The organism is Dactylosporangium sp. NPDC000521 (assembly GCF_042898305.1).
In the GTDB taxonomy this organism is placed as follows: Bacteria; Actinomycetota; Actinomycetes; order Mycobacteriales; family Micromonosporaceae; genus Dactylosporangium.
In genome coordinates this window covers 45,049-64,276 of the sequence record NZ_JBIAYW010000010.1, presented here as the reverse complement: position 1 = coordinate 64,276, position 19,228 = coordinate 45,049, and the positions used below count along the sequence as shown (strand labels likewise).

The window sequence follows — 19,228 nt, the reverse complement described above, 5'->3', positions numbered from 1 at the left end:
TTCGGTCGAGACGCCTGCTCCCGCAGTTGAGGCGGGTCGCGCCTGGCCGTCGGGTAGGACAAGCGGGCGCGCCCTGTCTGTCAACGGGCCGGGGCCGCGCGCCTGAGATCGACCGTTCGGCCTGGCAGGCGCCATGCCGGTCGCGTCGGTCGCAGTGGCGATCCCGAATCGCCATGACCCGGCCGGCTGTCGAACTCGGGCGCCGTACTTGCGAACACTTGATCCTCGCGCCGCAAGATCGAAGGACGAATCCGGTTGTCACCATGACCAGGGCGGTCCTTCGATCACCATGCCGCGTTCGGGCGCCGTATTCGCGAACGTTTGACAGCCGCGCCGCAAGATCGAAGGACGGATCCGGTTGTCACCATGACCAGGGCGGTCCTTCGATCACCATGCCGCGCTCGGGCGCCGTATTCGCGAACGTTTGACAGCCGCGCTGCAAGATCGAAGGACGGATCCGGTCGTCAGCACGACCAGGGCGGTCCTTCGATCACCACGCGGCAGGGCGCTGCGCTGGTCGATCACCCGTGGCGCCGGAGGGTGGGGTGGTCAGCGGCGGAAGGCCCAGAGCTTGCTGAGCTGGTAGTTGATCAGAGGGGCGACGACGATCAGGATCGCCTGGGAGATGAGGACCGGGATGTGGAAGACCTCGACGAGGAGGGGGAGTCCGAGCAGCGTGAACGCGAGGGCCCACAGGCAGATCACGTAGAACTTCAGGAAGCCCGAGATGATTGGCCCCTTCGACTGGAAGACGAAGTGGCGCTGCAGCGGATACGTGCAGAGGGCGCAGAAGAAGTTGGCGATGATCGTGGGCACCAGGTAGTGCCAGTGGTCGCGGGTCAGCAGGTAGAGGGCCGCGAAGCTGCCGTAGTAGGCGACCGCGGAGACGCCGCCGACGCCGAGGTAGCGGATGCGGCGGTCGTTGTAGAGCATGATCGCGGTGCGCACGGGCCAGGAGCGGCGGGGTTGCGCGGGCGCGGCCTCGGGTGCACCGCTGCGCGACCCGAGGTCGAGCGCCTCTGGAAGACGGGCGTCGCGGCCCTCGGCGGCCGGGGACGTGCTGCCCCGCGCCGCCAGGTTGAGGGAGTCAGGGAGGGCGGGGCCGCCGTCCATGGTTTCGGTCATCCGCGCGGGTTGTAGGACTCGACGGCGGTGACGACCAGGTCGATGTCGGCCTCGGACATGCCGCCGTACAGCGGCAGGCGCAGCAGCCGGTCGGCGACGTCCTCGGTGACGGGGCAGCCGCCGGGGCCCGTGCGGCCGAACTTCACGCCGGCGGGGGCGAAGTGCAGCGGCTGGTAGTGGAAGGTGCCCAGGACGCCGTGGCCGAGGAGGTGCTTGAGCATGCTCTGGCGGCTCTCCAGGTCGGGCAGGAGCAGGTAGTACAGGTGCGCGGGCTGCTCGCGGTCGCCGGGGACCGTCGGCTGGGTGACGCCGTGCTCGGCGGCCCAGGTGGCCAGGCGCTGGTGGTAGCTGTCCCAGATGTGGGCGCGCCGGCGCTGGATGTCGGTGAAGTGCTCCAGCTGCGCGGTGAGGAACGCGGCGAGCAGGTCCGACGGCAGGTAGGACGAGCCGATGTCGATCCAGCGGTACTTGTCGACCATGCCGCGGAAGAACTGGCCGCGGTTGGTGCCCTTCTCGCGGATGATCTCGGCGCGCTCGAAGTAGGTGTCGTCGTTGAAGATGAGGGCGCCGCCCTCGCCGCACTGCACGTTCTTCGTCTCGTGGAAGCTCTGGGTCGCCATCGCGCCGATGGAGCCGAGCTTGCGGCCACGATACGTGCCGCCGATGCCGTGCGCGTTGTCCTCGATGACCACGAGGCCGTGCCGGCGGGCGATCGCCTCGATCTCGTCCATCTCGACGGCGACGCCGGCGTAGTGCACGACGACGATCGCCTTGGTGCGCGGGGTGACAGCGGCCTCGACCAGGCGCTCGTCGAGGTTGAGCGTGTCGGGGCGGCAGTCGACGAAGACCGGCACGGCGCCGCGGAGCGCGTAGGCGTTGGCGGTCGAGCAGAACGTGAACGACGGCACGATGACCTCGTCGCCCGGCTCCAGGTCCAGCAGCAGCGCGGTCATGTCCAGCGCGTGCGTGCAGGAGGTGGTCAGCAGCGAGTGCTTGGCGCCGAGGATCTCGGTGAGCAGCGCGCTCGCGCGCTTCGTGTAGGGCCCGTCACCGGTGAGCGGTCCATTCGTCATCGCCTGCTGGATGTAACCGGTCTCGGCACCCGTCAGATAGGCCTTGTTGAATGGAACGGCGAGCTGGTTCGTGGGGGTCACTGCTGGAGCCTACCTAATGGTGTGAGGTCATGCCGACGGCAGTTCATACACCACGGCGACCCCCGACCGGTAACGTTCGGTAGCGAAGGCCGACAGTTGTGGTGAAACGTTGTTCTGACTTTCGTCAACGAACAGCCAGCGTACCCCGTAGCGGTCACGCAGGGTGCCCACCGTTTGGGGTGACGGACGGCCGAACGCTGCGTCATTGTCAGCGAGGATCTCGGGGCGCCAGTAGGGCACGGATCCGACCCACATGCCGAGCCGCTCTGCCTCGACGTGGGCGGTCGTGGTGAAGCCCCAGCCCTCGACGAGCATGCGCCGCTCGCTGTACGCCGTCATCGAGAAGTGCAGATCCGAGCACTCCTTGTTCCACAGCTGGCAGTGCGCGTTGGTGGCGACGAGGTCGTCGGGGTCGGAGTGGTCGCGCAGCCAGCGGCCGGCCTCCAGGACGCCCTTGGAGACGATGACCTCACCCTTGGCGTTGACGACGTTCTTCCAGCCGGTGTGCTTCGAGTCCCAGACGACCTGGTAGTAGTTCTCGAACGTCGTGTTGATCGCGAAGCCCGCGAGCAGGGCGACGACCAGGGCGACCGTCATGCCCCGCAACGCGGGCAGCCGGCGCCGGGCGAGCAGCAGCGCCACCGTGACGACGACCGCGGCGACCGCGAGTGCCGCGTAGGGCAGGACGACGGCGCGGGTCAGCGCCGCCTCGGAGCCGGTGCTGTGGACGGTGGGCACGTCGGTGCGGCCGGCGCGCACGACGACCTGGGTGATCGCCATGCCGAGCACGACGAAGCCGATCAGCGCCCCCGCCCGGCGCACGGTCATCCGCCCGGCCGGCAGCAGCGCGTGGAGGCCGACGATCGCGGCGACCGCGAGGTAGGGCCGGCCGCCCTCGACGAAGAACCGCTGGCTGTCCCCGGACTGGCCGGTCAGGAGCGTGGCGGCGGCGCCGGCGACGCCGACCCCGATCATGGCCACGACCGCCGGCTCGGGCAGGCGGCGGCGCACCAGGCCGGCGAGCCCGCCCCAGATGCACATCCAGCAGAAGAGGAGCAGGACGGCGAGCACGGCCTTCGACCGGTAGCCGGTGGTGCCCGCGAGGGACCCGGAGACGAGCGCGGTGAGCGGCTTCAGCTCGGTGCCCTGGCTGGTGCCGCCGAAGAGCACCAGCTGCGCGAAGACCAGCCCGGCGAGCGTGATGCCGAGGCCGATCAGGGCGCCGCGGTGCAGGGTGCGGCGGAAGACCAGCTCGGCGGCGACGACCAGCAGCAGGCCGCAGAAGAGCAGCGGCAGGTAGATCGCCTTGGCGCCCATCACCCCGCACAGCAGGAGGGTGAAGAGAACCCAGCCGCGCCACTCCCGGGCCGGCCCCCGCAGCCGGTCGACGAGCACGATCATCAGCGGCACCATGAGCAGCGCGCCGAAGGTCTGCGTCGGGCCGGTCCACACGGTGAGCCGCAGCGACGAGCCGTCCTCCAGGGTGCCGAACGCGAGGTTCACGAAGAAGTCCCAGGCCACCCAGTTGTACGGGTCGGGGGACAGCGCGAACAGGGTCAGCACGCTCGCCGCGACGCCGCTCCACCAGCCGCCGGTCACCTTGCGGGCCAGCACGGCGATGAGCACGGCGAACGCCATCAGCATCGGCAGCACCGACAGTCGCAGCAGCAGGACCTGCGGCTCGATCCCCGTCACCCAGCTGGACGCGGCCATCTCGGGGTAGACGAACCAGTGGTAGTAGAGCGGCTCGCCGGTGATCCACGGGATCACCATCGGCATGTGATGCTTCGCCTCGCCCAGGAGTGCGAGGTGGAAGGTGGAGTCGGTGTCCGGTGTCGAGTTGTACGGGTAGCGCAACCCGTACTGCCGGTAGAACTTGAAGCTCCACAGCAGCGTCATGCCGGCGATCAGCGTGAGCGCCCAGCGCCACAGCAGCGGCGGCACCGGCGCGTCGGCGGCGGTCCGCCAGCACCGGCGCAGCGACGGCACCAGCAGGAACACCGCCACCGTGCCGATCGGCCAGGCGAGCACCAGCAGCGGCAGCCCGAGCAGCCGGGCGACGATGTAGACGAAGACCTCACCGACGTAGCCGAGCGCGAGGCCGGCCGCGACGTCGGCGACGAAGAACCCGCCGCTGCGGTGGAAGAAGCGCCACCACAGCGTGCCCGGCAGCGCGATGCCGGCCGCCAGGTACAGCGTGAACACGATCGTGGTGGCGGGCGGGACCTCGAAGAACCACAGGGTCGCGACCGTCGCCAGCCACAGCAGCCCGGCGGGCAGCCAGCCGGACGCCAGCACGCCGCGCAGCCTGCCCTGGAGGGCTCCGCCCCGGCCCCCGGAGGGGCCCGGCGAGGACGCGGCGGGTGCGGTGGCTTCGGTCGGCGTCTGCACGGTCTTGGGCCCCCCGAAACAATGGCGTTTGGCGCTGAGCAGGTTACCTGACGGTCCCGGTCAGATGCGGCCTGCCGGAACGCCCATCATGCACCCCGAAATCCCATCCACCACCCTGCGCGACCGTGGTGAAGCCGACCGTGGCGGGCAGCAGGATCGGCGTCTTGAAGGCGACGTCCACGGTGTACGAGTCGGGCAGGCGCCCCTCCAGCGCGGCCAGGCAGCGGGCCTTCGTCCACATGCCGTGCGCGATCGTGCGGGGGAAGCCGAACACCTTCGCCAGCACGCGCGAGGTGTGGATCGGGTTGCGGTCGCCGGACACGGCGGCGTAGTCGGTGCCCACCCGCCGCGGCACCCGCCACACGGCGTTCGGTGCCGGCGGCTCGGCGGCCGAACCGGCCGAACCGGCCGAACCGGCCGAACCGGCCGAAGCTGTGGAAGATCTGGCGCCGGTACGGCGGAGATAGGTGGATGTGTCCGTGAAAACCGGAACCCCGTCGATCGTCGCTGTCGTGACGATGTCCAGCTGGGTGCCGCGGTCGTGCGGTCGCAGCGCGTCAGCTCGTACCGACACCGAGAACGCGGCAGAGGACGGCAGCGGACGGAGGAGCTCGATCCGGTTCGCCACGTGCACCAGCCCGAGCACCGGAAACGGGAAGTCCGGCGCGGTCATCAGCGCCATGGCCAGCGGAAACGCGACGACGTGCAGGTAGGTGGCGGGCAGCTCGTCGCGGAGCCGGAAGCCGCAGACCCGGTCGTACTCCGCCAGGTGCGCCCGGTCGACGGTGACGGCCTCGACGGTGAGCTCGCGGTCCGGCAGGGCGGGATCGGCGGCGACCCCGCGTCGCAGCGCCGCGGCACGGTACAGGGGACCCAGGCGGGGCATCCGGTCGAGCGAAGCCGGCATCTCAGGCACCCAGCAGGCTCTGCCCGCACACCCGCACGACGTTGCCGTTGACCCCGCCGGACGCCGGGTGCGCCAGCCACGCGATCGTCTCGGCCACGTCGACGGGCAGGCCACCCTGCGACATGCTGTTCATGCGGCGGCCCGCCTCGCGGATGAACAGGGGCATCGCGGCGGTCATCTTCGTCTCGATGAAGCCGGGCGCGACCGCGTTGAGGGTCAGGCCGGCGGCGGCGAGCGCCGGGGCGTGCGCCTGCACGAGGCCGATGACGCCCGCCTTGGACGTGGCGTAGTTGGTCTGGCCGCGGTTGCCGGCGATGCCGGAGACGGAGGAGACGGCGACGATCCGGCCGTTGCCGCCGAGCAGCTTCTCCGCGAGCAGCACCTCGTTGATCCGCTCCTGGCTGCCGAGGTTGACGTCGAGGACGGACTGCCACTGGGAGGGGTCCATCCGGCCGAGCGTCTTGTCGCGGGTGATGCCGGCGTTGTGCACGAAGACGTCGGCGTGCACGTGCCGGGTCGCGATGAAGTCCGCGAGCCGGCGCGGCGCGTCGCCGGCGGTGAGGTCGAGCTGCAGCGCGGTGCCCTTGACCTCGTTGGCGACCCGGGTGAGGTCCTCGCCGGCGGCGGGCACGTCGAGGCAGACCACGTGCGCGCCGTCGCGGGTGAGCACGCGGGCGATCGCCGCGCCGATGCCCCGGGCGGCGCCGGTCACGATCGCGGTCTTGCCGACGAGCGGCTGGTCCCAGTCGTCGGGGACGTCGATCGCGGCGGGTCCGACCCGGATGACCTGCCCCGACACGTACGCCGAACGCCCCGACAGCAGGAACCGCATCGTCGACTCGATCGCCTCCTCGGCGCCGGGCGCGACGTAGACCAGCTGCGCCGTGCCGCCGCGGCCGACCTCCTTGCCGAGGGAGCGCACGAAGCCCTCCAGGGCCCGCTGGGCGGTGGCCTCACGGGCGTCGGCGCACAGCTCCGGCTGGCTGCCGAGCACGACGACCCGCCCGCAGGAGCGCAGTGTGCGGATGAGCGGGTGGAAGAAGTCGTACAGCGCGCGCAGGCCGTCCGTGTCGATGATCCCGGTCGCGTCGAACACGAGCCCCGCGGTCGGCCCTTCCGGCGGCGCCCCCAGCTTCTCGAGCAGCTTGCGGACCGGCTCGACGAGACGCCCGCCGCCGCCGACCACGACCTGCCCGTCGACGGGCGGCGAGCCCGGATCGTGGCGCCGCAGCTTCGGCGGGTCGGGCAGGCCGAGTCGCCTGACGAAGAACTTCCCGGCGCCCGAGTGGGCGAAGCCGGCGTAACGATCGGACATTGCAGTGCCTCCCCAGTCACAACAATCGCGCTAACCTACTCACCAGTAGGCTAACGCCGGCCTGCCCGTCGCACTGGAGGAGAATCCGATGGCCCCGAATCGAGTGGCGATCGTCGGCGGTAATCGCATCCCCTTCGCGCGCTCGGGCAGCGCCTACGCCACTGCATCAAACCAGGACATGCTGACTGCCGCTATAGACGGACTGGTGGCACGGTTCGGGCTGGCAGGAGTGCGACTCGGCGAGGTCGCGGCGGGTGCGGTCCTCAAGCACAGCCGCGATTTCAACCTGACGCGTGAATCCGTGCTCGGGTCCCGCCTCGACCCACGGACTCCCGCGTACGACGTCCAGCAGGCGTGCGGAACCGGACTCGAGGCCGCCATCCTCGTCGCCAACAAGATCGCGCTCGGCCAGATCGAGTCCGGCATCGCCGGCGGCGTCGACACCACCTCCGACGCGCCCCTCGGCGTCAACGAGGACATGCGGCGGGTCTTCATGGAGCTCAACCGGGCCCGGTCGCTCGGCGCGCGGCTCCGCGCGGTCGGCAAGCTGCGCCCGACCCAGCTCAAGCCCGACATCCCGCGCAACGCCGAGCCCCGCACCGGGCTGTCGATGGGCGACTCCGCCGCGCTGACCGCGCGGGAGTTCGGGATCACCCGGGCCGCCCAGGACGAGCTGGCGCTCGCGTCGCACCTGCAGCTCGCCGCCGCCTACGAGCGCGGCTTCTTCGACGACCTGGTCACGCCGTACCTCGGCCTCCAACGCGACCAGAACCTGCGCCCCGACACGTCGCTGGAGCGCCTCGGCGCGCTCAAGCCCGTCTTCGGCCGCGGGGCGTCGGCGACCATGACCGCCGGCAACTCGTCACCGCTGACCGACGGCGCGGCCGTGGTGCTGCTGGCCTCCGAGCAGTGGGCTCGTGAGCGGAAGCTTCCGGTGCTCGCGTGGTTCGACACGGCGGAGACGGCGGCGGTCGACTTCGTGCACGGCGGCGACGGCCTGCTGATGGCGCCGACCTACGCGGTGCCGCGCATGCTCGCCCGCACGGGGCTCAAGCTGCAGGACTTCGACTTCTACGAGATCCACGAGGCCTTCGCGTCGCAGGTCCTCGCCACCCTGAAGGCGTGGGAGGACCCGGCGTTCTGCAAGGAGCGCCTCGGCCTCGACGAGCCGCTCGGCGCCGTCGACCGCTCCCGGCTCAACGTCAACGGCTCCTCCCTCGCCGCCGGCCACCCGTTCGCCGCGACCGGCGGCCGGATCATGGCGACGCTGGCCAAACTCCTCGCGGAGCGCGGCTCCGGGCGTGGCCTGATCTCCATCTGCGCCGCCGGCGGGCAGGGGGTGACCGCGATCCTCTCCAGATGAGCGGCGGGCCTGATTCACCCATATCGTTGACGCATGACGATCCAGCCGACGATGCTCCGGCCGCCGACGCCCCGACCCGGCTGGCAGGTCGCCGTCGGCCTGATCCTCACCCTGCCCGCGTTCGTCCTGCTCCTGACGTCCTACGTCGAGCCGCTGTACTGGACGGTCACGTCCAGCTTCCGCAAGTTCAACGGGCTGCGGCTGGCGGAGGGCGGCGAAAGCGTCGGCTGGGACAACTACGACACCGCGTACTCGCGCGGGCTCGCCGACGCGCACTGGTTCACCCTGAGCCTCGCCGTGGTGCCGATCCTGCTCGTCCTGCTGCTGGCGCCGGCCATCGCCTGGGCCGCGCACGCCGGCGGCACGTGGGCGCGGTGGGTCACGCGGGTCGCACTCGCCCTCCCCCTCGTGGCCTTCGCCCCCGTGGCGATCGCCGTCGGGCTGCGCGAGTCGTCCACCCGGGCGTCGTTCTGGCTGGGCACCTTCGGCCTGGTCGTCGCGCTCGCCGCGACCGCCTACCTGGCCGCGCTGCGCCGCCGTACCCTCGACTCCACCCGCAGCCCGATCCCCGCCGCGCTCGTCGTCGCCGGCCTGGCCGTGCTCACCGTCGTCGCGGTCGCGCTGCAGGACTTCACGTTCTCCTTCATCGGCGGCTTCGGCACCAGGGGCGACCTCAGCCCGGCCCGCCTCATGTACGAGACGTCCTTCCGCACGATGACCTTCGGCGTCGGCGCGGCCGCCTCCGTGACCCTCCTCGTGCCGCTGATCCTGCTCGGCCTCGCCGCCACGCTGCTGGTGATCCTGCCCGGCACCCGCCTGGAGGTGGACCCCGCCACCCCCCGGGTCCAGAAGAACCCGCCGCTCGTGCCCTGGATCGTCGTCGGCGTCCTGCTGCTCTTCACGCTCGGCACGATCATCTCCGGCCTGAGCCCCTGGCTGTCGCACATCACCGAGACCGGCCGCCCCGGCGCCCCCTCCACCTGGGTCAACACCTGGCTGCCGCCGGTCGTCTCCACCCTCGTCGGGGTCACCGTCGCCGCCCTGGCCGCGTTCGGCATCAGCGGCCTGCGCCCCTTCGGCCGGCACAGCGAGTGGCTGCTGCTGCCCTTCGGCCTGTTCCTCTTCGTCGGCTCCGCCCCGCTCGCCCTGCGCAACTTCGCCGCCGGCGTCACCGCCGACCGCCTCGACTCCTTCATCGGCCTGATCCCGCCGTCCCGGGTCGCGATCCCGGCGCTGTTCATCCTGGCCCTGCTCTTCCGCGGCCAGGCCCAGCGCCGCGAGGTCCTGCTGCAGGAGGGCCACCGCGCCACCTGGACCGGCGTCCTGCTGCCCGCGCTGCCGATGCTGGGTCTGGCGTACGTGGCGACGTGGCTGGTCCAGGCCCAGGACCTCATCTGGCCGCTGGTCACCGCCGCCGGCGACCACCCGACCGCGCAGAACGCCCTCGTGCAGACCCTGTTCGTCCGCCGCACCCCCGACGCCCTGCCCTACGCGCAGCTGCTCCCGCTGTGGCTGCTCGTCCTGCTCTTCCTGGCCGTGGTCGCCGCGCAGCTGCTGTACCTGGACCGCGTCGCCCTGCGCGTCGGCCTCCCCGAACGCGACCACCCACCCCGCACCTAGGGCACCGGACGCGAGAGAATAGGGCACGTGATTCCTAATGTGCTTGCTGGTCGGTATGCGTCGCCGGAGCTCGTGGCGATCTGGTCGCCTGAGGAGAAGGTGCGGTTGGAGCGGCGGCTGTGGCTGGCCGTGCTCACCGCGCAGCGGGACCTCGGGGTGGCGGTGCCGGACGGGGTGGTCGAGGACTACCAGCGGGTGCTCGACGACGTCGACCTGCCCAGCATCGCGGACCGGGAGCGGGTCACCCGGCACGACGTGAAGGCGCGGATCGAGGAGTTCTCCGCGCTCGCCGGGCACGAGCACATCCACAAGGGCATGACCTCGCGCGACCTGACGGAGAACGTCGAGCAGCTGCAGATCCGCAGGTCGCTGGAGCTGGTCCGGGACCGGATGGTGGCGGCGCTCGCCCGGCTCGCGGCGCGGGCCGGGCAGTACGACGACCTGGTCATGGTCGGCCGGTCGCACAACGTTGCGGCGCAGGCGACCACCCTCGGGAAGCGGTTCGCGAGCGCCGCCGAGGAGCTGCTCATCGCGTACCGGCGGATCGACGACCTCCTGCGGCGCTATCCGCTGCGCGGGATCAAGGGCCCGGTCGGCACGGCGGCGGACCAGCTGGACCTGCTCGGCGGCGACGCGGAGAAGGCCGCGGAGCTGGAGTGGCGGGTGGCGGAGCACCTCGGGTTCGGCACCGTGCTGACCAGCGTCGGCCAGGTGTACCCGCGCTCACTGGACTTCGACGTGGTGTCGGCGCTCGCGCAGGCGGTCGCGGGGCCGTCGAGCCTGGCGACCACGATCCGGCTCATGGCCGGCTACGAACTCGCGACCGAGGGCTTCAAGCAGGGCCAGGTCGGGTCGTCGGCGATGCCGCACAAGATGAACACGCGCTCCTGCGAGCGGGTCAACGGGCTCGCCGTGATCACCAGGGGCTACCTGTCGATGGTCGGCGAGCTGGCCGGCGACCAGTGGAACGAGGGCGACGTGTCGTGCTCGGTGGTCCGCCGGGTGGCGCTGCCGGACGCGTTCTTCGCCGTCGACGGGCTGTTCGCCACGTTCCTGACCGTGTTGGACGAGTTCGGGGCGTATCCGGCGGTTGTCGCCCGCGAGCTGGACCGCTACCTGCCGTTCCTGGCGACCACGCGGGTCCTGGTGGCGGCCGTCTCACGCGGCGTGGGCCGTGAGGATGCTCACGAAGCGATCAAGGAGCACGCCGTCGCGGTGGCGCTCGCCATGCGCGAAAAGGGCATCCAGGACAACGACCTCCTGCGGCGGCTGGCCGGCGACGAGCGGCTGCGGCTGACCCAGGACGAGATCGAGGCCCTGGTGGCCGACCCGCGGCAGTTCGTCGGGGCGGCATCCGCCCAGGTCAGAGCCGTGATCGAGCAGATCCAGGCGGTGCTGGCGGAGCACCCCGACGCCGGAGCGTACGTGCCGCCGCCCATCCTGTGAGCGGAAGATCTTGACATCGGAGCGGGCCGCTAAGATGCGTATCGGGCGATGTGTTCGGGCCACGCCGCGTGACCAACCTGACCGTGACACGGCCGGTGATCTGCGGCGTTGCCCCGCCCGGTAGGCTCGTGTCGCTCGCCCTCGAGCGCCCGACTCAACTGTCAGGAGTGCCCCGTGGCCCGCGTCGTGGTGGACGTCATGCTCAAACCGGAGATCCTGGACCCCCAGGGCCAGGCGGTCGCGAACGCGCTGCCACGTCTCGGCGTCGCCGACGTGGCATCCGTGCGCATCGGCAAGCGGATCGAGATCGAGTTCGACGGCGCCGCCGACCTCGACCGGGCCCGCGAGATCGCCGACAAACTCCTCGCCAACCCGGTGATCGAAGACTTCACCCTGCGGGTCGAGGAGACGCCGGCCGGGGGCGAGCAGCAGTGACCGCCAGGATCGGTGTCGTCACGTTCCCCGGCTCGCTCGACGACCGCGACGCCGCCCGTGCCGTGCACCTGACCGGCGCCGTGCCGATCTCGCTCTGGCACGCGGACGCCGAGTTGTACGGTGTGGACGCCGTCATCCTTCCGGGTGGCTTCTCGTACGGCGACTACCTGCGCGCCGGCGCGATCGCCCGGTTCTCCGCGGTGATGGACTCGATCGTCAAGGCGGCCGGCGACGGCCTGCCCGTGCTCGGCATCTGCAACGGCTTCCAGGTGCTGTGCGAGGCCCACCTGCTGCCGGGTGCGCTGACCCGCAACCAGCACCTGCACTTCCGCAACCGGGACCAGTCGCTGCGCGTGGAGAGCACCACGACCGCCTGGACGGGCGGGTTCCAGCACGGCCAGGAGATCGTCATCCCGGTCAAGAACGGCGAAGGCTGCTACATGGCCGACGAGCGCACGCTCGACGAGCTCGAAGGCGAGGGGCGGGTCGTCGCGCGGTACATCCGCGGCAACCCCAACGGCTCGCTGCACGACATCGCCGCCATCACCAACGCTGCCGGCAACGTCGTCGGGATCATGCCCCACCCGGAGCACGCGGTCGAGGTGCTGACCGGCCCGTCGATCGACGGGCTGGGCATCTTCACGTCCGTGCTCGCACACCTGGGAGCTCGTGTATGACCGCCACAACGGGTTTCGACACCGTCCCGCACGCCGCGGAGACCTCTGACGAGGAGCAGCCCTACGAGGAGCTCGGGCTCCGCGAGGACGAGTACGAGCGGATCAAGCAGATCCTCGGCCGCCGCCCCACGTCGTCCGAGCTCGCGATGTACTCGATCATGTGGAGCGAGCACTGCTCGTACAAGAGCAGCAAGGTCCACCTGAGGCAGTTCAGCGAGAAGGCGCCGAAGTCGGACCTGATGCTGGCCGGCATCGGCGAGAACGCCGGGGTCATCCGGATCTCCGACGACATCGCGGTCACGTTCAAGGTCGAGTCGCACAACCACCCGAGCTTCGTCGAGCCCTACCAGGGTGCGGCGACCGGCGTCGGCGGCATCGTCCGCGACATCCTCGCCATGGGCGCCCGCCCGGTCGCCGTGATGGACCCGCTGCGCTTCGGCGCCGCCGACCACGAGGACACCAAGCGTGTCCTGCCCGGGGTCGTCGCGGGCGTCGGCGGCTACGGCAACTGCCTCGGCCTGCCCAACATCGGTGGCGAGGTCGTCTTCGACCCCTGCTACCAGGGCAACCCGCTGGTCAACGCGCTGTGCGTCGGCGTGCTGCCGGTCAACCGGCTGCAGAACAAAGAGGCGCACGGCCCCGGCAACGTCGTCGTCCTGCTCGGCGCCAAGACCGGCCGTGACGGCATCGGCGGCGTGTCGGTGCTGGCCAGCGCCACCTTCAACAGCGACGGCCCGGCCCGGCGCCCGTCCGTGCAGGTGGGTGACCCGTTCATCGAGAAGCTGCTCATCGAGAGCTGTCTCGAGTTGTACGAGCGGGAGCTCATCGTCGGCGTGCAGGACCTCGGCGGCGCGGGCCTCACGTGCGCGCTGACCGAGACGAGCGCGTCGGCCGGCACCGGCATGGACATCGACCTCAACCTGGTGCCCCTCCGCGAGGCCTCGATGGACCCGCAGGAGGTCCTCGCCAGCGAGTCGCAGGAGCGCATGCTCCTCATCGTCGAGCCGTCGAAGCTCGACGAGGTGCTCCGCGTCGCCGAGCGCTGGGGCGTCATCGCCACCGCGATCGGCCGGGTCACCGAGGGTGGCCGCCTGGTCATCACCTGGCACGGCGAGGTCGTCGTCGACGTCCCGCCCGGCTCCCTCGTGGACGACGGCCCGGTCTACGCCCGGCCGATGCGCGAGCCCGCCGACCTGATCCTGCTGCAGGCGGACCGGGCCGAGACGCTGCCCCGGCCGCGGACGGGCGTGGAGCTGCGCGAGACGCTGCTGCGCCTGGCCGCCAGCCCCAACCTGTGCGACAAGAGCTGGGTCACCGAGCAGTACGACCGCTACGTGCAGGGCAACACGATCCTCGCCCAGCCGGAGAACTCGGGCATCATCCGCATCGACGAGCAGACCGGCCTCGGCATCGCCCTGTCCGTCGACGGCAACGCCCGCTTCGCCCGGCTCGACCCGTACAACGGCGCCAAGCTCGCCCTGGCCGAGTCCTACCGCAACGTCGCCGCCTCCGGCGCGACGCCGCTCGCCGTCACCAACTGCCTCAACTTCGGCTCGCCGGAGGACCCGCAGGTCATGTGGCAGTTCGCCGAAGCGGTCCGTGGCCTCGCCGACGGCTGTGCCGAGCTCGGCATCCCCGTCACCGGCGGCAACGTCAGCTTCTACAACTCCACCGGCTCCCAGGCCATCCACCCGACCCCGGTCGTCGGCGTCCTCGGCGTGCTCTCCAACGTCGGCAGCCGCGTCCCGATGGGCTTCGGCGGCGACAGCGACGTGATCATGCTGCTCGGCGAGACGCAGGAGGAGCTGTCCGGCTCCGAGTGGGCCTGGGTGACGCACAACCACCTCGGCGGCCAGCCGCCCAGGGTCAACCTGGTCCGCGAGCGCATCCTCGCCTCCGTCCTCACCGAGGCGGGCGAGCGCGGTCACCTCTCCTCGGCGCACGACCTCTCCGACGGCGGCCTGGCCCAGGCCCTCGTCGAGACGACGCTGCGCTACGACCACGGCGCCAACATCACGCTGCCGGAGGGGCTGAACCCGTTCGTCGCGCTCTTCTCCGAGTCGACGGCCCGGGCGCTGGTCTCGGTGCCGCGCGGCCACGAGAAGGCGTTCACGGCGCTCTGCGCCCAGCACGGCCTGCCGGTGACCGCCATCGGCACGGTCGACGGCCGCAGCCGGGCGCTGGACGTGCGGGGGCAGTTCACGATCTCCCTCGACGAGCTGCGCTCCGCGTGGAAGGGCACGCTGCCGTCGCTCTTCGGTGAGGTGTCGACGGAGGCTCCCGAGTACGTGCCGCCGGCTTCGGCTTCGACTTCCTCCGCCTCTTCGTCCGCTCCGTCCACTTCGTCCCCTTCGTCCTCTTCGGGCGACTCGGATTCTTCGGGTGTCTCGGGCGGCGGGATCTTCGATGCGGTGGACGCGCCGGAGGTGCCCGAGGTGCCGTCCGCGTCCTCCCGGGATGAGGCATCCTCCACGGACGCCGCGCCGGACGACCCCGACGCCTGACGATGACCGAGGGCGTCCACAGTCAGCCCGGCTCGGGCGCCCGTTTCGATTGGGGCCCAGCAGGCGCCGCTGAACTGGCGCGCGTCTGCTCGGCCCTGGTCGTCGTCGACGTCCTGTCCTTCTCCACCGCGGTCGACATCGCCGTCGGCCGCGGCATCAGGGTCCACCCGTTCCCCTGGAGCGACCAGGCCCGCGCCTACGCCGACCGCATCGGCGCGGCGGTCGCCGTGGGCCGCGGGCAGGTCTCCGACGCCTCCCCGTGGTCGCTCTCCCCGGCCGCCCTGCAGGCCGCCCCGTTCGTGGCCGAGCTGGTCCTGCCGTCGCCCAACGGTGCCTCCATCTGCTCCGCCGCCGCCTCCACCGGCGTCCCGGTCATTGCCGCCTGCCTGCGCAACGCCCCCGCCGTGGCCCGCTGGCTCCACTCGCAGGGCCACGGCACCCCCACCGCCCCCATCGGCGTCGTCGCCGCCGGCGAACTCTGGCCCGACGGCACCCTCCGCCCCTGCGTCGAGGACCTCCTGGGCGCCGCCGCCGTCCTGGACGGCCTCTCCATGCTCGGCGCCCCCCTCTCGGTGGAGGCCGCGGTCACCCTCGCCGCCCTGGCCGCGGTCCGCGACGTCCCCGCCGCGGTCCGCCGCTGCGTCAGCGGCCAGGAGCTCATCTCCCGAGGCTTCACCAAGGACGTGGCCCTGGCCATCCAGTCCGACGCCTCTCAGACCGTCCCGGTCCTCACCGGCCAGTCCTTCGCCCCCGCCTGAGCCGGCTGTAATTCCCCCCACCGCTCCGCGGCGGGGCCCGGCGGGGGTTCCCACCCGCACCCCCATGCTCGCTGCGCTCGCACTGCCAGCGCTGCCGCGCGGCAGCCTCACGCACGTGCGCGCCGCATCCAGCCACGGGGCAACCCCACCATCCGCACTCGTGATCCAAGTCGCGGCGCGGTCGTCCGGACAGCCGCCACACGACTTGGATCACCTCAAGCGGCCGTGGCCGCTGCGCTGCTCTGCCCGCCGCCGCATACGACTTCGATCTTAAGGCGCCGCCACCGCGCGCCCGTCCCACTCGCCGGGGCCGGCCGTCGAGCGATCCCGTCCCGCGCTCGTGATCCAAGTCGCGAAACGGCTGCCCGGACGGCCACGACACGACTTCGATCACCTCAAGGAGGCAGCCGTCACCACTTCGCCTGTGGACGCCTCGTCCACCTGCCGGCGGGCGATCCGTTGCCTGCGCGTTGATTCAAGTCGCGGCGCGGTCGTCCGGACGACCGCCACGCGACTTGGATCACCTCAAGCGGCCGTGGCCGCTGCGCTGCTCTGCCCGCCGCCGCATACGACTTCGATCTGAAGGCGCCGCCACCCCGCGCCCGTCCCACTCGCCGGGGCGGGCCGTCGAGCAATTCCGCCCCGCGCTCGTGATCCAAGTCGCGAAACGGCTGCCCGGACGGCCACGACACGACTTCGATCACCTCAAGGAGGCAGCCGTCACCACTTCGCCTGTGGACGCCTCGTCCACCTGCCGGCGGGCGATCCGTTGCCTGCGCGTTGATCCAAGTCGCGGCGCGGTCGTGCGGACCGCCGCCACGCGACTTGGATCACCTCAAGCGGCCGTGGCCGCTGCGCTGCTCTGCCCGCCGCCGCATACGACTTCGATCTGAAGGCGCCGCCGCCCGCGCTCGCCCCACTCGCCGGGGCGGGCCGTCGAGCAATCCCGCGCCGCGCTCGTGATCCAAGTCGCGAAACGGCTGCCCGGACGGCCACGACACGACTTCGATCAGTTCAAGCGGCCGCTGGCGCCCTGCCCACCGCTGTCCGCCGGCACGCCGTCCGGCAGTCCGTCCCTACCTACCCCGCTCACCGGGAGCGGTCCACGTCGCCGGTGTCACAGGCAGCAACCACGGGATGCCGCGCGCAGGCGCATGAGGCTGCCGCCCGCAGGGCTGGCAGTGCGAGCGGCAGCGAGCATTGGGGGTGTGGGGTGAGAATCCCCCACCGCGGCCGTGAGGCCGCAGAGGCACTGCGGAGGGCGTGGGATTCGAACCCACGGAGACGCGGAACGCCTCACCGGTTTTCAAGACCGGCGCCATCGGCCACTAGGCGAGCCCTCCAGCGGAACGTCGAACAGTCTGCCAGATCGCCCCGGGGCGGTGGTGGTCACCCGTGTGAGGGAGGCCGGACGTCGGGGGGCGGTGGCGGACCGGACGACCGCGACCAGATGACATTGTGGCACTTTGCACCAAATGTCGCATCTCAGAAGCTGGGGCTGCGCAGACTCGGAAGAGCGACAACGCAGACTACGGGCGGGGGCCAGCAGGGATGCATCTCTTCTTCAACGATCCACGGGCGGCGTACGTCACCAGGCACCGGCGGATCGTCAGGCATCCGTTGGTGGCGCTGGTCGCGGGTGGGGTCGGGGTGGCGGCGCTGGGGGTGGTGATCGGTGCGGCGGGATGGGAGCCGCCACAGCAGGGCACGCCGGCGCCCCAGGCGCAGCGGGCCGAGCAGGGGGTGGCGATGCCCGAGCCGGTGGTGGACGTCAACCTGTTCGGGGTGCCCGCCGCGCCCCAGCCGGTCCTGGACCTCGGCACGCCGCCGGCGCGGTCGCTGCCGGGGGCCGTGCAGCCGCAGCGGCCGGTGCAGGCGGCGAAGAAGCCGGCGAAGCGCGTCGAGAGGGCCGGAGCTCCCGCCGTACAGACGCCGCAAACGACGACAGAGCCCACGACGGGACCGGAGCCGACGACCGAACCGACCACAGGACCGGGCGCGGAGCCGACAGCCGGTCCGACCGCGGAGCCGACCGGCGAGCCGGCCGCGCAGCCCACGACGGAGCCGACCGTGCGGCCCGCGACGCCGGCGCCGATGTGGGCGCCGTGGATGCGCGATCACCGCGGGGCGCAGAATGGGTGGCATGCACGCGGTCACGATCGAGCAGGCTGGTGGTCCTGAGGTACTGCGCTGGAGCGAGGTGCCCGATCCGGTGCCGGCGGACGGTGAGGTGCTGATCGAGGTGCGCGCGGCGGGGGTCAACCGCGCCGACATGCTGCAGCGGCAGGGGCTCTATCCGCCGCCCGAGGGGGCGCCGCCGTATCCGGGCATGGAGGTGTCGGGGCGGGTCGTGGCGAGCCGGTCGCCGCAGTGGCAGGCCGGGCAGGAGGTCTGCGCCCTCATCGAGGGTGGCGGCTACGCGGAGCTGGTGGTGGCGTCGGCGGGGCAGGTGCTGCCGGTGCCGCGGCACGTGAGTCTCGAGGACGCCGCGGCGCTGCCCGAGGTGGCGGCGACGGTCTTCTCCAACGTCGTCGAGGTCGCGGGGATCAAGCCGGGCGAGACGCTGCTGGTGCACGGCGGCGGCAGCGGGATCGGCACGTTCGCGGTGCAGCTGGGCAAGGCGCTCGGCGCGCACGTGGTGACGACGGCCCGCGAGGGCAAGCACGACGCGTTGCGCGAGCTCGGCGCGGATCGGGTGATCGACTACACGGCCGAGGATTTCAGCGAGACGGTGAAGGCCGACGTCATCCTCGACATCATCGGCGGCGCGTACCTCAAGGGCAACGTGAAGGCGCTCAACGAGGGCGGCCGCCTGGTGGTGATCGGCATGCAGGGCGGCCGCAAGGCGGAGCTCGACCTCGGTGCGCTGCTGGCGAAGCGGGGGAGCGTGTTCGCGACGGCGTTGCGCTCCAGGCCGAAGGCGCAGAAGGCGGCGATCGTCCGAGGTGTACGGGAGGAGGTCTGGCCCCTGGTGGACGAGGGCCTCATCGGGCCGGTCGTGCACAGCAGGATCCCGCTGCCGGACGCCGCGGAGGCACACCGGCTGATGGAGTCCAGTGAGCACTTCGGCAAGATCATTCTGACTCGGCCGTAGGAGCGGCTGTGAGGATCACCGGGCCCGGGCCGCGGGAGGCGAGGCGGTCGGCCGTGTTGGCGAGCGTGCAGCTGCGCAGGGAGAGGCAGCCGCATCCGATGCAGCCGGTCAGGGTGTCGCGCAGCCGCTCCAGGAGCGCGATCTGCTCGTCGAGGTGGCTGCGCCAGTTGCGCGACAGCCGGGCCCAGTCGGCGCGGGTCGGCGTGCGGTTGGCCGGCAGCGACGCCAGCGCCTCCTTGATCGTCTCCAAGGGGATGCCGACCTGCGCGGAGATCCTGATGAACGAGACCCGGCGGAGCTCGGAGCGCTCGTAACGGCGCTGGTTGCCGCCGGTGCGGGTGGAGTGGATCAGGCCGAGCTTCTCGTAGAACCGCAGCGCGGACGGCGCGACCCCGCTGCGCGCCGCGAGCTCGCCGATCGTGAGCAGCTCAGCCATGCG

15 protein-coding genes and 1 tRNA gene are annotated in these 19,228 nt (G+C 71.6%); 9 read left to right on the top strand and 7 right to left on the bottom strand.

The features are described 5' to 3' along the window. Window positions 1–549: 549 nt before the first annotated feature. The 5 genes from ACFY3L_RS30480 to ACFY3L_RS30460 all read right to left on the bottom strand — a co-directional run bounded on the left by ACFY3L_RS30480 (window position 550) and on the right by ACFY3L_RS30460 (window position 6,892). A complete protein-coding gene (locus tag ACFY3L_RS30480) occupies window positions 550–1,125 on the bottom strand; it encodes a GtrA family protein (RefSeq protein WP_389331556.1) in 576 nt (191 codons plus the stop codon). Next, window positions 1,122–2,279 (bottom strand): dTDP-4-amino-4,6-dideoxygalactose transaminase, encoded by a 1,158-nt coding sequence (gene rffA / locus ACFY3L_RS30475; protein WP_389331553.1) that lies wholly within the window; start codon window positions 2,277–2,279, stop codon window positions 1,122–1,124. The genes ACFY3L_RS30480 and rffA overlap by 4 nt, the downstream gene beginning before the upstream one ends. Window positions 2,280–2,306: 27 nt before the next feature. Then, window positions 2,307–4,577, bottom strand: coding sequence for a hypothetical protein (locus tag ACFY3L_RS30470; protein ID WP_389331550.1), 2,271 nt, complete (start codon window positions 4,575–4,577; stop codon window positions 2,307–2,309). Window positions 4,578–4,713: 136 nt separating this feature from the next. Then, window positions 4,714–5,577 carry a MaoC/PaaZ C-terminal domain-containing protein gene (locus tag ACFY3L_RS30465; protein WP_389331547.1) on the bottom strand — a complete coding sequence of 288 codons (864 nt, stop codon included), beginning with the start codon at window positions 5,575–5,577 and terminating at the stop codon, window positions 4,714–4,716. 1 nt (window position 5,578) lies between these two features. Further along, a complete protein-coding gene (locus ACFY3L_RS30460; RefSeq protein ID WP_389331544.1) occupies window positions 5,579–6,892 on the bottom strand; it encodes a 3-oxoacyl-ACP reductase in 1,314 nt (437 codons plus the stop codon). A gap of 88 nt (window positions 6,893–6,980) precedes the next feature. Between ACFY3L_RS30460 and ACFY3L_RS30455 the strand changes: the two genes are divergently transcribed. From ACFY3L_RS30455 to ACFY3L_RS30425, 7 genes are all read left to right on the top strand, one after another. Next, window positions 6,981–8,255, top strand: coding sequence for an acetyl-CoA C-acetyltransferase (locus tag ACFY3L_RS30455; RefSeq protein WP_389331541.1), 1,275 nt, complete (start codon window positions 6,981–6,983; stop codon window positions 8,253–8,255). A 33-nt stretch (window positions 8,256–8,288) separates the two neighbouring features. Further along, window positions 8,289–9,875 carry a sugar ABC transporter permease gene (locus ACFY3L_RS30450; protein WP_389331538.1) on the top strand — a complete coding sequence of 529 codons (1,587 nt, stop codon included), beginning with the start codon at window positions 8,289–8,291 and terminating at the stop codon, window positions 9,873–9,875. Between the two features lie 27 nt (window positions 9,876–9,902). Continuing rightward, window positions 9,903–11,321 carry an adenylosuccinate lyase gene (purB, locus tag ACFY3L_RS30445; protein ID WP_389331535.1) on the top strand — a complete coding sequence of 473 codons (1,419 nt, stop codon included), beginning with the start codon at window positions 9,903–9,905 and terminating at the stop codon, window positions 11,319–11,321. A gap of 174 nt (window positions 11,322–11,495) precedes the next feature. Beyond that, complete coding sequence (purS, locus tag ACFY3L_RS30440) at window positions 11,496–11,756, top strand: phosphoribosylformylglycinamidine synthase subunit PurS (protein ID WP_389331532.1); 261 nt, start codon at window positions 11,496–11,498, stop codon at window positions 11,754–11,756. Further along, complete coding sequence (purQ, locus tag ACFY3L_RS30435) at window positions 11,753–12,433, top strand: phosphoribosylformylglycinamidine synthase subunit PurQ (protein WP_389331529.1); 681 nt, start codon at window positions 11,753–11,755, stop codon at window positions 12,431–12,433. The genes purS and purQ overlap by 4 nt, the downstream gene beginning before the upstream one ends. Next, window positions 12,430–14,937 carry a phosphoribosylformylglycinamidine synthase subunit PurL gene (purL, locus tag ACFY3L_RS30430; RefSeq protein WP_389331526.1) on the top strand — a complete coding sequence of 836 codons (2,508 nt, stop codon included), beginning with the start codon at window positions 12,430–12,432 and terminating at the stop codon, window positions 14,935–14,937. The genes purQ and purL overlap by 4 nt, the downstream gene beginning before the upstream one ends. Before the next feature lie 2 nt (window positions 14,938–14,939). Further along, complete coding sequence (locus ACFY3L_RS30425; RefSeq protein ID WP_389331523.1) at window positions 14,940–15,695, top strand: 2-phosphosulfolactate phosphatase; 756 nt, start codon at window positions 14,940–14,942, stop codon at window positions 15,693–15,695. A 1,255-nt stretch (window positions 15,696–16,950) separates the two neighbouring features. On the opposite strand, the gene ACFY3L_RS30420 is transcribed toward ACFY3L_RS30425, so the two are convergent. Continuing rightward, window positions 16,951–17,038 (bottom strand) — tRNA-Ser (locus tag ACFY3L_RS30420). Between the two features lie 208 nt (window positions 17,039–17,246). Between ACFY3L_RS30420 and ACFY3L_RS30415 the strand changes: the two genes are divergently transcribed. Together ACFY3L_RS30415 and ACFY3L_RS30410 are read left to right on the top strand one after the other, a co-directional pair. After that, the gene (locus tag ACFY3L_RS30415; RefSeq protein ID WP_389331520.1) at window positions 17,247–17,876 is read left to right on the top strand and encodes a hypothetical protein; all 630 of its coding nucleotides are present in this window, start codon (window positions 17,247–17,249) and stop codon (window positions 17,874–17,876) included. Next, window positions 17,839–18,789, top strand: coding sequence for an NAD(P)H-quinone oxidoreductase (locus ACFY3L_RS30410; protein ID WP_389331517.1), 951 nt, complete (start codon window positions 17,839–17,841; stop codon window positions 18,787–18,789). The genes ACFY3L_RS30415 and ACFY3L_RS30410 overlap by 38 nt, the downstream gene beginning before the upstream one ends. Here ACFY3L_RS30410 and soxR read toward each other — a convergent pair. Next, window positions 18,770–19,225 (bottom strand): redox-sensitive transcriptional activator SoxR, encoded by a 456-nt coding sequence (gene soxR / locus ACFY3L_RS30405; protein WP_389331514.1) that lies wholly within the window; start codon window positions 19,223–19,225, stop codon window positions 18,770–18,772. The genes ACFY3L_RS30410 and soxR overlap by 20 nt on opposite strands. Window positions 19,226–19,228: the final 3 nt, after the last annotated feature.

Excerpts from the sequence above, each read along its gene's own strand:
- ACFY3L_RS30410 (WP_389331517.1), top strand. The coding sequence starts at position 17,839 with ATGCACGCGGTCACGATCGAGCAGGCTGGTGGTCCTGAGGTACTGCGC.
- purL (WP_389331526.1), top strand. The coding sequence starts at position 12,430 with ATGACCGCCACAACGGGTTTCGACACCGTCCCGCACGCCGCGGAGACC.
- ACFY3L_RS30425 (WP_389331523.1), top strand. The coding sequence starts at position 14,940 with ATGACCGAGGGCGTCCACAGTCAGCCCGGCTCGGGCGCCCGTTTCGAT.
- ACFY3L_RS30415 (WP_389331520.1), top strand. The coding sequence starts at position 17,247 with ATGCATCTCTTCTTCAACGATCCACGGGCGGCGTACGTCACCAGGCAC.
- ACFY3L_RS30480 (WP_389331556.1), bottom strand. The coding sequence starts at position 1,125 with ATGACCGAAACCATGGACGGCGGCCCCGCCCTCCCTGACTCCCTCAAC.
- ACFY3L_RS30465 (WP_389331547.1), bottom strand. The coding sequence starts at position 5,577 with ATGCCGGCTTCGCTCGACCGGATGCCCCGCCTGGGTCCCCTGTACCGT.
- ACFY3L_RS30455 (WP_389331541.1), top strand. The coding sequence starts at position 6,981 with ATGGCCCCGAATCGAGTGGCGATCGTCGGCGGTAATCGCATCCCCTTC.
- ACFY3L_RS30460 (WP_389331544.1), bottom strand. The coding sequence starts at position 6,892 with ATGTCCGATCGTTACGCCGGCTTCGCCCACTCGGGCGCCGGGAAGTTC.
- ACFY3L_RS30450 (WP_389331538.1), top strand. The coding sequence starts at position 8,289 with ATGACGATCCAGCCGACGATGCTCCGGCCGCCGACGCCCCGACCCGGC.
- soxR (WP_389331514.1), bottom strand. The coding sequence starts at position 19,225 with ATGGCTGAGCTGCTCACGATCGGCGAGCTCGCGGCGCGCAGCGGGGTC.